The organism is Rathayibacter sp. AC182, from assembly GCF_979253875.1.
Genome location: NZ_CEEDEK010000005.1, coordinates 121,591 through 134,811, shown reverse-complemented (window position 1 = coordinate 134,811; position 13,221 = coordinate 121,591). Strand labels below are relative to the sequence as shown.

The window sequence follows — 13,221 nt, the reverse complement described above, 5'->3', positions numbered from 1 at the left end:
GAACACGTCGATGCCGTGCTCGACCGGTTCTTCTCCCTGGCGCGCGCCCGGGCGGAGCGGCTCGGGACGCGGTACACGACCCTCTGGCACACCCTCGAGGCCAACACCCGCGGAGGCAAGCGCTTCCGCCCCCTCATGGTCATCTCGGCGTACGAGGCGCACGGCGGACGCGACTCCGAGGCTGCCGCCCACCTCGGCGCCGCGTTCGAGCTCCTGCACACCGCGCTGATCGTCCACGACGACGTGATCGATCGCGACTTCGTGCGCCGCGGCGGCCCCAACGTCTCGGGCAGCTACCGCGACGAGGCGACGACCGCCGGTCTGTCGATCCCGATCGCCGAGCACCGCGGCACGTCGGTCGCGGTCATCGCCGGCGACCTCGCCCTCACCGGCGCCCACCGCCTGGTCGAGGGCGTCGGAGCCGACGACGCTGTGCGCGCGCGCCTGCTGACCCTGCTCGACGAGGCCGTCTTCGCCTCGGCCGCCGGCGAACTCGCCGACGTCGACTTCTCGCTCATGCCCGGCATGCCCTCGGTCGAGGAGGTGCTCGAGATGGAGCGCCTGAAGACCGCGGTCTACTCGTTCGAGGCTCCTCTGCAGGCCGGGGCGATCCTCGCGGGCGCCTCCGACGAGGCCGTCGAGGCACTGGGCGAGTTCGGCCGGTGCATCGGCATCGCCTATCAGATCGTCGACGACCTGCTCGGGGTCTTCGGCTCGGAGGGGCAGACCGGCAAGACCACGCTCGGCGACCTCCGCGAGGGCAAGCGCACCGTCCTGATCGCGCATGCGGCCGGCACCGACTGCTGGCCCGAGATCGAGGGCCTGATCGGCGACGAGCACCTCGGTACCGAGACCGCCGAGCGCGTGCGCCGGATCCTCGAGGAGTGCGGAGCCCGCGGCTTCGCCGAGTCCCTCGCCGGCGACTTCGCGAGCCGCGCCTGGGAGGCGCTCGGAACACCCGCCGTGTCGGAGGAGTTCCGCGCCGAGGTGCGCCCGCTCGTGGCGAGCGTGCTGGGGCGCACCCGGTGATCCCCGCTCCGCCGGGCCGCCACGCGCGGCCCGCCGCCCCGATGACCGCACGCACGCCCACGACCCCTACGGTGGCACGATGACCCGGCAGAGCGAACTGTACGACCGAGTCGCGCACGAGGCGTCGGCGCAGGTGATCCGGAGCTACTCGACGTCGTTCGGGCTCGCCACGCGGCTGCTCGGCCGCGGCGTGCGCGAGCGGGTCGAGGACGTCTACGCGCTGGTGCGCGTCGCCGACGAGATCGTCGACGGGGTCGCCGAGGCCGCCGAGCTCGACCGGACCGCCGTCGAGGAGGCCCTCGACGCGTTCGAGGCCGAGACCGACCGCGCGCTCGCCTCCGGCTACAGCTCGAACCTCGTGGTGCACGCGTTCGCCCGCACGGCCCGCGCCACGGGATTCGGCACCGAGCTCACCCGGCCCTTCTTCGCCTCGATGCGCGCGGATCTGCGCGAGACCGTGCACACTCCCGAGTCGTTCGAGCGCTACGTCTACGGCTCGGCCGAGGTCGTCGGCCTCATGTGCCTGCACGTGTTCCTCGCGGCGGAGGATGCGGGTCACGTCTCCCCGGTCGCCCGCGAGCGCCTCGTGGCCGGCGCCCGCCGCCTGGGCTCGGCGTTCCAGAAGGTCAACTTCCTGCGCGACCTCGCCGCCGACGTGGACGGCCTCGGCCGCAGCTACTTCCCCGGCATCGATCCGCGCGCCTTCACGGAGGACGACAAGGCGGTCCTGCTCGCCGACCTCGACGCCGACCTCGACGAGGCCGCCGCGATCATCCCGGAGCTGCCGCGCTCGAGCCGCCGCGCGGTCGTGCTCGCGCACTCGCTCTTCCAGGCCCTCGCCGATCGCATCCGCGAGACGCCCGCCGACGAGCTGCTGCGCGCCCGCGTCAGCGTGCCGACGGCGACGAAGGCCGCGCTCGCCGCCCGGGCGGCCGCCTCGACCCTCGCGCCCCGGCTGGGACGGGGCCCTGCCCGGGCGAGCCGCTCGGCGGCGGGTCCGCACCGCGCGGTCGTCATCGGCGGCGGCATCGGCGGGCTCGCCTCCGCCGCCCTGCTCGCGCGGGACGGCTGGAGCGTGACCGTTCTCGAGAAGCGCGAGGTCGTCGGCGGCCGCGCCGGGTCGTGGGAGCGCGACGGATTCCGCTTCGACACCGGACCCTCGTGGTACCTCATGCCCGAGGTCTTCGACCACTTCTTCCGACTGATGGGCACGAGCGCCGACGAGCGCCTCGACCTGGTGAAGCTCGACCCCGGCTACCGCGTCTACAGCGAGGGCGTCGACGAGCCGATCGACGTCCTGGCCGATCTCGAGTCGAACATCGCCCTGTTCGAGAGCGTCGAGCCCGGCTCGGGTGAGAGGATGCGCGCCTACCTCGAGTCGGCGCGCGACACCTACGAGGTCGCCAAGCGCCGCTTCCTCTACACCAGCTTCGCCTCGTTCCTGCCGCTGCTGCGCAAGGACGTGCTGACCCGCACGGCGACGCTCGGGAAGCTCCTGCTGACTCCGCTCGACTCGCTCGCGGGCACGGCCGTCAGCGACAACCGGCTGCGCCAGATCCTCGGCTACCCGGCCGTGTTCCTCGGCTCCTCGCCGTACGACGCTCCGAGCATGTACCACCTGATGAGCCACCTCGACCTGGCCGACGGCGTGCTCTACCCGATGGGCGGATTCACGCGCCTGATCGAGGCCGTCGCCGAGGTCGGCGAGGAGGCGGGCGTCACGATCCGCACGTCGTCGCCGGCCACGCGGATCCTGACGGCCCGCGCGCCCCGAGGCGGCCGCCGCGGCGCCGAGGTCGTCGGAGTCGAGTTCGAGGGTCCGGACGGCGTCGAGCGCCTCCCCGCGGAGCTGGTCGTCAACGCGTCCGACCTCTTCACGACCGAGCAGTCCCTCCTGCCCGACGAGCTGCGCACCTTCCCGCCCGAGTACTGGGAGGACCGCAACCCCGGCCCCAGTGCCGTTCTCGTCCTGCTCGGCGTCCGCGGCGAGCTGCCGCAGCTCGAGCACCACACCCTGCTTTTCACGCAGGACTGGCACGACAACTTCGACCGCATCTTCGGCGAGAGCCCCTCGGTGCCCGATCCGGCGTCGATCTACGTGTGCCGTCCGAGTGCGACCGACCCGGGCGTCGCTCCGGAGGGGCACGAGAACCTGTTCGTGCTCGTCCCGATCCCCGCCGACACCTCGATCGGGCACGGCGGCGTCGACGGCGGGGGCGACGCCCGGGTCGAGGCGATCGCCGACGCGGCGATCCGCCAGATCGCGACGTGGACGGGAGCGACCGACCTGGCCGAGCGCGTGGTCGTCCGCCGCACCATCGGACCGGCCGACTTCGAGAGCGATCTCGGAGCGTGGCGCGGCTCGATGCTGGGTCCGGCGCACGTGCTCAAGCAGAGCGCGTTCTTCCGCGCCGGCAACGCGAGTGCCCGCGTCGACGGACTCCTGTTCGCCGGCAGCTCGACGATCCCCGGCATCGGCCTCCCGATGTGCGTGATCAGTGCCGAGGTGATGCTCAAGCGGGTCCGCGGCGACGTGTCCACCGAGCCGCTCCCGGTGCGCGGGGCGCCGGGGGCCCCGTGGCTCCGAGCGTCCGATCCGAGGTGCGCGACGCCGTGCTCGCGGACGCGGGGGAGTAGCCGGTGGGGGTCGTCTACCTGCTCGCGCTCGCCGTCTCGATCACCGGGATGGTCGTGCTCGACGGGCGCTTCGGGCTGTTCTTCTGGAACGACGCGCGCAAGGCCGCGATCGTGCTCCCCGCGGGCGTCGTCTTCTTCCTGATCTGGGACCTGTTCGGCATCGGGCTCGGCGTGTTCTTCCGCGGCGAGACCCCGTACATGACCGGGCTCCAGCTCGCTCCCGAGCTGCCGATCGAGGAGGTCCTCTTCCTCACGCTGCTCTGCTACCTGTCGATGGACGTCTACGGGGCCCTCTCGAAGCGGGCGGAGGCGGCCGCATGACGTACCTCGTCCTGAACGCCGTCTTCCTCGCGGTTGTCCTGGTGGTCCTCGTGATCGCCCTGCGCCGCGGGCGGCTGCGCCTCGGCGCCCTCGCGGGCACGCTCGTCGTGCTGCTGGTGATGACCGCGGTGTTCGACAACGTGATGATCGGAGTGGGACTGCTCGTGGCCTACGACGACTCCCTGATCTCGGGCCTGCGGATCGGCGTCGCGCCGATCGAGGACTTCGCCTACGCGATCGCCGCGGCCGTCGCCCTGCCCGCCCTCTGGTCGATCCTCCCGGACCGCCGCCGTGCTGATCGGAGCCCTCGTGAACCGCCTGCGCGCGCTCTTCGTCTCGAGCCGGCCGCTGAGCTGGGTCAACACCGCCTATCCCTTCGCGGCCGCGTACCTGCTGACCACGCGCGAGATCGACCTCGCCTTCGTGCTCGGCACGCTCTACTTCCTGATCCCGTACAACCTCGCCATGTACGGCATCAACGACGTCTTCGACTACGAGTCCGACCTTCGGAACCCCCGCAAGGGCGGCGTCGAGGGCGCGGTCCTCGACCGGAGCGAGCACCGCGCGACGCTGATCGCCGCGGTCGCGACGAACGTGCCGTTCCTGATCGCTCTTCGTGCTGCTCGGCTCGCCGCTCTCGTGGCTCGTGCTCGCGGTCAGCGTCTTCGCCGTGATCGCCTACAGCGCACCGGGACTGCGTTTCAAGGAGCGCCCGTTCGTCGACTCCCTCACCTCGGCGACGCACTTCGTGAGTCCCGCCGTGTACGGCATCGCGCTGGCGGGCACGACGGTGACCGGGCCCCTGGTGGCGCTGCTCGTCGCGTTCTTCCTGTGGGGGATCGCCAGCCACGCGTTCGGAGCGGTGCAGGACATCCTCGCCGACCGTGCCGGGGGCATCGGGTCCATCGCGACCGTCATCGGAGCGAAGGCGACCACGCGGTTCGCCATCGGCGCGTACGCGGCGAGCGGGCTGCTCCTGCTGCTCCTGCCGTGGCCCGGCACGCTCGCCGCCCTGCTCGCGGTGCCCTACGCGGTGAGCATCTGGCCGTACCGCTCGCTGAGCGACTCGGAGGCCGAGCGGGCGAACGCGGGCTGGAAGCGGTTCCTCGCGCTGAACTTCCTGACCGGGTTCCTGGTCACGCTGCTGCTGATCGTCTTCTGGCTCGCGACCTGAGCGCCGGCCGGACGGCCGGTGCGCCTCAGAACAGCTGGTGGGGCGCGACGATGAGCGCCACGACGACCGCGAGGCCGGCGAGGAGCGCGACGACGAGGGCGGCGTAGCCGATCCGCTTCGTCGTCTTCGCGAGTCGGACCCGACGGGAGACGCGGCGCTTCTTCTTGACGCGGATCGGCGCCGGACGGTCGGCGGCGGCCTCGCGCGCGGGAGTCGCGGGGGCGACCGGCCAGTCGTCGGCAGGGCTGGTGAGGGGCGCGTCGACCGCGGGCTCGGCACTGCGGCTGTGCCGCTCGGGTCCGCGTCGTGCGGCGTCGTCGTCCGTGGTGCGCCGCGACATGCCGCTCCTCCGCTGGTCGGGCCGACGGAGCCGGCGCTGCACCGTCGGGCGACGGCTCAGACACTCTAGGGGAGCGGAGCGCCCTGCTGCGCGGACGGCGCGGCGGGCGCGCCTCGCCGGAGGCCGGCGGACGGGCAGGAGGAGGACCAGCCCGACCGCGAGGACGAGGACGAGGCCGAGGATGCCCCAGTACTGCACGTTCGACTCGTCGCCGCCGGAGGCCGCCGCGGCGATCGAGACGAAGGCCGCGAAGGCGGCCGGGGCGAGGAAGGACGCGGCGCGGCCGGTGGTCGCGTAGAGCCCGAAGATCTCGCCCTCGCGGCCCTCCGGGATCAGACGGGCGAGATAGCTGCGGCTGGCCGACTGGGCGGGCCCGACGAAGAGGCAGAGCAGCAGTCCGAAGATCCAGAAGACGGTGGCGCCGCCGTCGTGCAGGACGAAGACCGCCGTGCCGCAGACGACGAGCCCGACGAGCGAGGCCACGATGACCGTCTTGGGGCCGAGCCGGTCGTCCAGAGCCCCGACCGAGATGGTGGCGACTCCCGCCACCACGTTCGCGGCGATCGCGAAGAGGATCACCTCGCCGGCGCTGAAGCCGAAGGTGCCCTGGGCGAGGACGCCGCCGAAGGTGAAGACGCCGGTCAGGCCGTCGCGGAAGACCGCGCTGGCGATCAGGAACGCGACGGTGCTGCGGCTCTCGCCCCAGAGCGCCCGGATCTGGCGGAACAGCGCGCGGTAGGAGGCGATCACGCCGATCCGCTCGCGCCCGCCGGCCCGCGCCGGCAGCTCGGGGACCGAGACGAGCACCGGGACCGCGAAGACCGCGAACCAGACTCCCGCGAGCAGGATCGAGACGCGGACGTCGAGTCCGTCCTCGCCGGTGACCTCGAAGAGCCCCACCTCGGGCGAGATGAAGCCGAAGTAGACGATCAGCAGGAGCACGATGCCGCCGACGTAGCCCATGCCCCAGCCGAAGCCCGAGACGCGGCCGATCGTGGCGCGCGTCGAGACCTGGCTGAGCATGGCGTTGTAGTTGACGCTCGCGAACTCGAAGAAGACGGTGCCGACGGCGAGCAGTCCCAAACCCAGCCAGAGGTACGCGGGGTCGGGGCGCACGAAGAACATCAGCAGGATGCACGCGACGACGACCGCGGAGTGGATCCCGAGCCAGAGGCGGCGGCGTCCGCCCAGATCGGCCCGGCGTCCGGTGAGCGGGGCGATGAGCGCGACCACCAGGCCCGCTCCGGCGAGCGACCAGCCCAGCGCGGCCGAGACTCCGCTCGGAGTGCCGAACAGGCCGTCGGTGGTGAGGTAGACGGTGAAGACGAAGGTCGTCACGACGGCGTTGAAGGCGGATCCGCCCCAGTCCCACAGTCCCCACGCGAGGACTGTCCTGCGGCCGGTGCGTTCGGTCATGCGCTCACCGTAGGGCGTCCGGGTGAACGGCGGGAAGCGGGCCCTGAGAGTTGAGCCGACTCGACTCAGGTTCTCGGCTCCCGGCTTGACTCCAGGATCGACCTGCATAAACTTGAGTGTGCGGGGCTCAAGTCCCGCGGAGGTTTGCACCACTCACGTCAGCACCACTCACGACAACTGATCGACCCCCTCACGGACGGCCGGTCGCGAAGGAGAAACACGCTATGTCCCGTGCCGTAGGCATCGATCTGGGAACCACCAACTCGGTCGTGGCCGTCCTCGAGGGCGGCGAGCCCACCGTCATCGCGAACGCCGAGGGCTTCCGCACTACCCCTCCGTCGTCGCGTTCACGAAGGACGGCGAGGTGCTCGTCGGCGAGACCGCGAAGCGCCAGGCCGTCACCAACGTCGACCGCACCCTCGCCTCGGTCAAGCGCCACATGGGCACCGACTGGACCTTCGGGGTCGAGGACAAGAAGTACACGCCGCAGGAGATCTCGGCCCGCATCCTGGGCAAGCTCAAGCGCGACGCCGAGCAGTACCTGGGCGAGAAGGTGACCGACGCGGTCATCACCGTCCCGGCGTACTTCAACGACGCCGAGCGCCAGGCCACGAAGGACGCCGGCGAGATCGCCGGACTGAACGTCCTCCGCATCATCAACGAGCCCACCGCGGCCGCCCTCGCCTACGGCCTCGACAAGGGCAAGGAGGACGAGCTCATCCTCGTCTTCGACCTCGGTGGCGGAACCTTCGACGTCTCCCTCCTCGAGGTGGGCAAGGACGACGACTTCTCGACCATCCAGGTGCGCTCGACCTCGGGCGACAACCGCCTCGGCGGCGACGACTGGGACCAGCGCGTCGTCGACTACCTCGTCAAGCGCTTCAAGGACTCCACCGGCGTCGACGTGTCGAAGGACAAGATCGCCCGCCAGCGCCTCAAGGAGGCCGCGGAGCAGGCCAAGAAGGAGCTCTCCTCGAGCACCTCGACCAGCATCCAGCTGCCCTACCTCTCGCTCACCGAGAACGGCCCGGCGAACCTCGACGAGACGCTGACCCGCGCCAAGTTCGAGGAGCTCACCAGCGACCTCATCGAGCGCACCCGCAAGCCGTTCACCGACGTCATCGCCGAGGCGGGCGTGAAGGTCGACGACATCGCGCACGTCGTGCTCGTCGGCGGGTCGACCCGCATGCCGGCCGTGGCCGAGCTCGTCAAGAAGCTCACGGGCGGCAAGGAGCCCAACAAGGGCGTCAACCCGGACGAGGTCGTCGCCGTCGGCGCCGCGCTGCAGGCCGGCGTCCTCAAGGGCGAGCGCAAGGACGTCCTCCTCATCGACGTCACCCCGCTCTCGCTGGGCATCGAGACCAAGGGAGGGATCATGACCAAGCTCATCGAGCGCAACACCGCGATCCCGACCAAGAGGAGCGAGACCTTCACCACGGCCGACGACAACCAGCCGTCCGTCGCGATCCAGGTCTTCCAGGGCGAGCGCGAGTTCACCCGTGACAACAAGAACCTGGGCACCTTCGAGCTGACCGGCATCGCGCCGGCGCCGCGCGGCATCCCGCAGGTCGAGGTCACCTTCGACATCGACGCCAACGGCATCGTGCACGTGTCCGCGAAGGACAAGGGCACCGGCAAGGAGCAGTCGATGACGATCACCGGCGGCTCGTCGCTGCCGAAGGACGACATCGAGCGCATGGTGCGCGAGGCCGAGGAGCACGCCGCCGAGGACAAGGCCCGCCGCGAGGCGGCCGAGATCCGCAACAGCGCCGAGACCCTCGCGTACTCGATCGACAAGCTGATCAAGGACAACGAGGACAAGCTGCCCGAGGACGTCAAGTCCGAGGTGCAGGGCGACGTCGACGCGCTGAAGACCGCGCTCGCCGGAGACGACGACGCGGCCGTCAAGACCGCGTTCGACGCCCTCAACGCCTCGCAGACCAAGATCGGGCAGGCCATCTACTCGCAGGACCAGGCCGCGCAGAGCGCCCCGCAGGACGCGCCGGCCGAGGACGAGAAGAAGGACGACGAGGACATCGTCGACGCCGAGGTCATCGACGAGGACGAGCCGAAGGACACCAAGTAGCGATGGGCAAGCACAACCAGGAGCCGACCGAGGGCGTGCCCGAGGACGAGCCGACCACCGGAGCCGAGGCGGCCGAGTCCGCCCAGGACACCGAGGGTCTGATCGAGGCCGAGGGCCCCGACGTCGAGACGACGCTCTCGGACGCCGACCTCTCGTTCCTCTCGGGCCAGTCCGACGCCGAGACGCTCGCAGCGGAGCACCTCGCCGACCTCCAGCGGGTCACCGCGGAGTACGCGAACTACCGCAAGCGCACGGAGTCGAACCGGCAGGTCGAGAAGGAGCGGGCCATCGGCGATGCGGTGAAGGTCATCCTCCCCGTGCTCGACGACCTCGACCGCGCCGAGAAGCACGGCGACCTGCAGGAGGGCGGTCCGTTCACCGCCATCGCGCAGAAGCTGCGCGGCGGGATCGAGAAGCTCGGGCTGGTGAAGACCGGAGCCGTCGGGGACCTGTTCGACCCGAACATCCACGAGGCGATCTTCCAGCAGCCCACCCCGGGCGCCGAGACCTCCACGGTCGCGGACGTCGTCGAGGCGGGCTACTACCTCGGAGGCTCGCTGCTGCGGGCCGCCAAGGTGGTCGTGGCCGTCCCCGCCGACTGACACCCTCCCGCACCACCGCGAGGGACCCCGTCCCGCACCCGGTCCGCCCCTTCGGGCGAGGCCCGGTCGGGGCGGGGTCCCTCGCCGCACTCGACACAGGAAGAGGCACATGGCCAGCCAGGATTGGTTCGAGAAGGACTTCTACAAGGTCCTCGGCGTGTCCAAGGACGTCTCCGCGGCGGATCTGAAGAAGACCTACCGCAAGCTCGCCCGGCAGTTCCACCCGGACTCCAACCCGGGGGACGCCCGGGCGGAGGCGCGCTTCAAGGAGATCAGCGAGGCGTACACCGTCCTCTCGGACGCGGATCAGCGCAAGGAGTACGACCAGATCCGCGCGATGGGCGGTGGCGCGCGCTTCACCGCCGGCGGCCAGCCCGGCGGGTTCGACGACGTCTTCGGCGACGTGTTCGGCCAGGGCGGGCGCCCCGGTGCCGGCAGCAGGCAGGGCCCCCTCCCGGATTCGAGGACCTCCTCGGCGGGATGTTCGGGGGAGCGCCGGGCGGCAGCCGCTTCGGCCAGCCCACGGGCGGCTTCCGCGGTTTCGGCGGACCGCAGAAGGGGTCCGACGTCACCGCCAGCACGACCATCGACTTCCGCACCGCGACCCGCGGCGACACGGTGCAGCTGCAGACGGGCGAGGGCCGACCGCTCTCCGTCCGCATCCCCGCCGGCGTCGCCGACCAGCAGAAGATCCGCGTGCGCGGCAAGGGCGCCCCAGCCCCGACGGCGGCGAGCCGGGCGATCTCGTGCTCACCGTGGCCGTCCGCAAGCACCCGGTCTTCGAGCGCGACGGACTGAACCTCCGCGTGAACGTCCCGGTCACCTTCGTGGAGGCCGTGTTCGGCGCCACGATCGAGGTGCCGACGCTCGGGGGCGATCCCGTCAAGCTGCGGGTGACGCCCGGCACGCCGAGCGGACGGGTGCTGCGGGTCAAGGGCCGCGGCGTCGAGACCGGCAAGGGCACCGGAGATCTGCTCGCCGTCATCCAGGTGGCGGTGCCCGATCACCTGTCCTCCGCCGCTCGGGCGGCGCTCGAGGCCTACGCGGCCGCGGAGCCCGCCGAGAACCCGCGCGAGGACATCCTGGAGAAGTCCCGCTACTAGGCGCGGGCGCGACGGCGTCCCTGCGGACGCGACAGGCCCGACCGGCCGGAGAGGAGGCGACGATGGACGAGAACACCCCCGTGTTCGCGATCGCCGTCGCCGCCGACCTCGCCGGCATGCACCCGCAGACGCTGCGCCAGTACGACCGGCTCGGACTCGTCCGACCGACGCGGACCGCGGGCAAGTCGCGCCGCTACTCGATGCGCGACGTGGTGCAGCTGCGCGAGGTCGCCCGGCTGTCCTCCGAGGGCGTGTCCCTCGAGGGCATTGCGCGGATCCTCCAGCTCGAGAACCAGGTGCAGTCGCTGTCCGCCCGCGTGCGCGAGCTCGAGTCGGCCCTGGCCGACGAGCTGCTCAACCGTCCCGGCCGTCGCGTGTTCGCCGCGGGCCTCGAGGGAGACGTCGTCACGCTCCGCCACGGCACGCGTGCCCAGCGGCGGACGGAGGTCGTCGTCTGGCGCCCGATGCCGCGCCGGAGCGACGCGGACGAGCTCGACGCCCCGTGACCGGGGTACGCTGACCCTCGCGCCCGGCACCGTCGCCGGTCCGCCCGCTCCGTCGCCACGGCAGCGGTGACACGAGGAGGACCGATGGCCCAGCCCAGCGAGCACGACGAGCCCGTCCGGAGCGACGCCTCGACCGAGCGCACGACCCGCGCCGAGCACCGCTCGCCGGTCGTGCCCGACAACGGCTACAGCCGCGAGTCGTACGCGATCCACGCCACGCGCACCGAGCTCCCGCTCTTCTCGAACGCCCTGCACGGCAGCCGCGACGACGCGCGGTGGCTCTCCTCGCTCTCGGGCGTGCTCTCCTCGGGCGACCCCGAGGCCGCGGCGACCGCCGCCCAGGCCGCCATCGAGCGCCGCCGTCGCCGGTCGGGCGACTCCGACTCCGACTCCTAGCCCGAGCGACCGCGATCGACCCGGGCGTTCCGCGCCGGCCGGAGCGTTCGCCGCAGACGCGGGTCAGTCGCGTGCGCGGACGCTCGCGTAGCGGCGGTCCAGCCGCGTGCCGAGGCGGCCGCCCGTCGACCGCTGCAGCAGATCGGAGCCGCGCGACACGAGTTCGCCGCCGAACGGCAGCCCGCGCACAAGCCCGCGCACCGCCACACGCTCCGAGTCGGTGTAGCCGAGCAGCACGTAGAGGCCCACGACCGCCATCGCGGCGATCGTCGCGACCCGGCCCGGCAGCTGATCGAGGATCCCGCCGTTGCCCTCGACCGGCTCCGCCAGGGTCACGCACATCAGGAAGATCGTCGCGTAGACGGCGAGGTGCACGTGGACGCTCCGCCACGGACGCGCGAGGGCGGCGATCGGCAGGATCCAGAGCGCGTACCAGGGGTGGATCGCGGAGGAGGCCGTGACGAACGCCAGCAGCGCCGTGGAGAGCCGCGCCAGGGGGTCGATCGCTCGGCGGGTCAGCAGGAGCCAGGCGGCCACGGCCCCGGCGAGCGTCAGGGCGAGCAGCTTGACTAGCGTCACGGCCGCCGCCGGGTCGTGCCCCGTCAGCTCGACCGACGACGAGACCAGCACCGCGACGAGCGACATCGGCGCGTACCAGTGCAGGATCGTGCCGGGCACGATCATCGCGGCGACCCAGCCCACTCCGACGCCCGCCGCGAAGCCGAGCGCGACGACGAGGCCCAGCGCTCCGAGCCCGGTCCAGAGCCAGCCGCGCAGGCGCTCGCGCACTGTCGCGTCGTGCCGGAGCCAGAGCAGGGCGAGCACCGGCAGTGCGATCACGGCGACCGGCTTCACCGCGATCGCGGCGCCCATGAGCACGACCGCGAGGACGTGACGGTCGGTGCATCCGTAGTAGAGCGAGGCGAGGATGAGCGCCAGCATGAGCGAGTCGTTGTGCCCGGCGACGACGAACAGGATCAGGGTCAGCGGATTCGCCACGACGATCCAAGCGGTCAGCGGAGTCGACAGGCCGCGCAGTCGGGCCAGTCGCAGCGCGTAGACCGCGAGGGCGATCACCCCGGCCACCGAGACGGCGCGCAGCATCGCGACCGAGAGCTCGGGCGAGGACCAGCCCGCGAGCTGCACGGCCGTCCGCTCGATCAGGAGGAACAGAGGCCCGTAGGGGGTCGGCGTGTCGGCCCAGACCGGGTCGACGCCGAGCAGGAACCAGCCGGGCAGGGTGGCCACCCCGTGGGAGTACGGATCGATGCCCTGGGTCATCAGGCGGCCCTGAGCGACGTACGAGAACATGTCGCGGCTGAACAGCGGCACCGTGATCAGCAGCGGTGCGCACCACGCGGCGGCCGCGACGAGGATCGTGCGCAGCGCACGGGGTCCTCGCTCCGGGCGAGCGTGCGCAGCCGGAGCCAGGCGAGCAGGAGCAGCAGTCCGCCGCCGAGCACGAGGATCGCGCTGATCTCGGTCAGCGATGCGGTCGAGCGGATGGCGGCGATGAGCGGCCACTCGCGCAGCGGCGAGTCGCCGGGCAGGTAGCCGACGCCGAGCGAGCCGAGGAGGATCGCGCTGGTGGCGACCGTGCCCATCGCCAGG

Annotated in this window: 7 protein-coding genes and 5 pseudogenes; 10 read left to right on the top strand and 2 right to left on the bottom strand. The window is 71.9% G+C overall.

The window, feature by feature from the left end; all coding sequences use genetic code 11:
* Nucleotides 1–15: 15 nt before the first annotated feature.
* The 5 genes and pseudogenes from AC0CII_RS10745 (at nucleotide 16) to AC0CII_RS10725 (ending at nucleotide 5,161) form a co-directional block, all read left to right on the top strand.
* Complete coding sequence (locus tag AC0CII_RS10745) at nucleotides 16–1,029, top strand: polyprenyl synthetase family protein (protein ID WP_465229406.1); 1,014 nt, start codon at nucleotides 16–18, stop codon at nucleotides 1,027–1,029.
* A gap of 79 nt (nucleotides 1,030–1,108) precedes the next feature.
* On the top strand, nucleotides 1,109–3,808 hold the full coding sequence (gene crtI / locus AC0CII_RS10740; RefSeq protein ID WP_465229405.1) for a phytoene desaturase family protein: 2,700 nt from the start codon (nucleotides 1,109–1,111) through the stop codon (nucleotides 3,806–3,808).
* Nucleotides 3,715–3,987 carry a lycopene cyclase domain-containing protein gene (locus AC0CII_RS10735; protein ID WP_465229403.1) on the top strand — a complete coding sequence of 91 codons (273 nt, stop codon included), beginning with the start codon at nucleotides 3,715–3,717 and terminating at the stop codon, nucleotides 3,985–3,987. The genes crtI and AC0CII_RS10735 overlap by 94 nt, the downstream gene beginning before the upstream one ends.
* Nucleotides 3,984–4,196, top strand: a pseudogene (locus AC0CII_RS10730) (lycopene cyclase); the annotation flags it as partial. The gene AC0CII_RS10735 and the pseudogene AC0CII_RS10730, both read left to right, overlap by 4 nt.
* 82 nt (nucleotides 4,197–4,278) lie before the next feature.
* Nucleotides 4,279–5,161, top strand: a pseudogene (locus AC0CII_RS10725) (prenyltransferase).
* Nucleotides 5,162–5,186: 25 nt separating this feature from the next.
* On the opposite strand, the gene AC0CII_RS10720 reads toward AC0CII_RS10725, so the two are convergent.
* Nucleotides 5,187–6,917: an MFS transporter gene (locus AC0CII_RS10720; protein WP_465229402.1), complete on the bottom strand. Its 1,731-nt coding sequence runs from the start codon at nucleotides 6,915–6,917 to the stop codon at nucleotides 5,187–5,189.
* A 224-nt stretch (nucleotides 6,918–7,141) separates the two neighbouring features.
* On the opposite strand from AC0CII_RS10720, the pseudogene dnaK reads away from it, so the two are divergent.
* The 5 genes and pseudogenes from dnaK (at nucleotide 7,142) to AC0CII_RS10695 (ending at nucleotide 11,610) form a co-directional block, all read left to right on the top strand.
* A pseudogene (gene dnaK / locus AC0CII_RS10715) lies at nucleotides 7,142–9,003 on the top strand (molecular chaperone DnaK).
* A 2-nt stretch (nucleotides 9,004–9,005) separates the two neighbouring features.
* On the top strand, nucleotides 9,006–9,605 hold the full coding sequence (locus AC0CII_RS10710) for a nucleotide exchange factor GrpE (RefSeq protein WP_207403086.1): 600 nt from the start codon (nucleotides 9,006–9,008) through the stop codon (nucleotides 9,603–9,605).
* Between the two features lie 109 nt (nucleotides 9,606–9,714).
* Nucleotides 9,715–10,708: pseudogene (locus AC0CII_RS10705) on the top strand (DnaJ C-terminal domain-containing protein).
* Nucleotides 10,709–10,770: 62 nt separating this feature from the next.
* The gene (locus AC0CII_RS10700; protein WP_207403084.1) at nucleotides 10,771–11,214 is read left to right on the top strand and encodes a heat shock protein transcriptional repressor HspR; all 444 of its coding nucleotides are present in this window, start codon (nucleotides 10,771–10,773) and stop codon (nucleotides 11,212–11,214) included.
* An 84-nt stretch (nucleotides 11,215–11,298) separates the two neighbouring features.
* Entirely contained in the window at nucleotides 11,299–11,610 is a 312-nt protein-coding gene (locus AC0CII_RS10695; RefSeq protein WP_207403083.1) for a hypothetical protein, read from the top strand.
* 63 nt (nucleotides 11,611–11,673) lie between these two features.
* On the opposite strand, the pseudogene mptB reads toward AC0CII_RS10695, so the two are convergent.
* Nucleotides 11,674–13,214: pseudogene (gene mptB, locus AC0CII_RS10690) on the bottom strand (polyprenol phosphomannose-dependent alpha 1,6 mannosyltransferase MptB).
* Nucleotides 13,215–13,221: the final 7 nt, after the last annotated feature.

Coding starts and splice junctions, on each gene's coding strand:
- crtI (WP_465229405.1), top strand. CDS start 1,109: ATGACCCGGCAGAGCGAACTGTACGACCGAGTCGCGCACGAGGCGTCG.
- AC0CII_RS10735 (WP_465229403.1), top strand. CDS start 3,715: ATGGTCGTGCTCGACGGGCGCTTCGGGCTGTTCTTCTGGAACGACGCG.
- AC0CII_RS10720 (WP_465229402.1), bottom strand. CDS start 6,917: ATGACCGAACGCACCGGCCGCAGGACAGTCCTCGCGTGGGGACTGTGG.
- AC0CII_RS10710 (WP_207403086.1), top strand. CDS start 9,006: ATGGGCAAGCACAACCAGGAGCCGACCGAGGGCGTGCCCGAGGACGAG.
- AC0CII_RS10700 (WP_207403084.1), top strand. CDS start 10,771: ATGGACGAGAACACCCCCGTGTTCGCGATCGCCGTCGCCGCCGACCTC.
- AC0CII_RS10695 (WP_207403083.1), top strand. CDS start 11,299: ATGGCCCAGCCCAGCGAGCACGACGAGCCCGTCCGGAGCGACGCCTCG.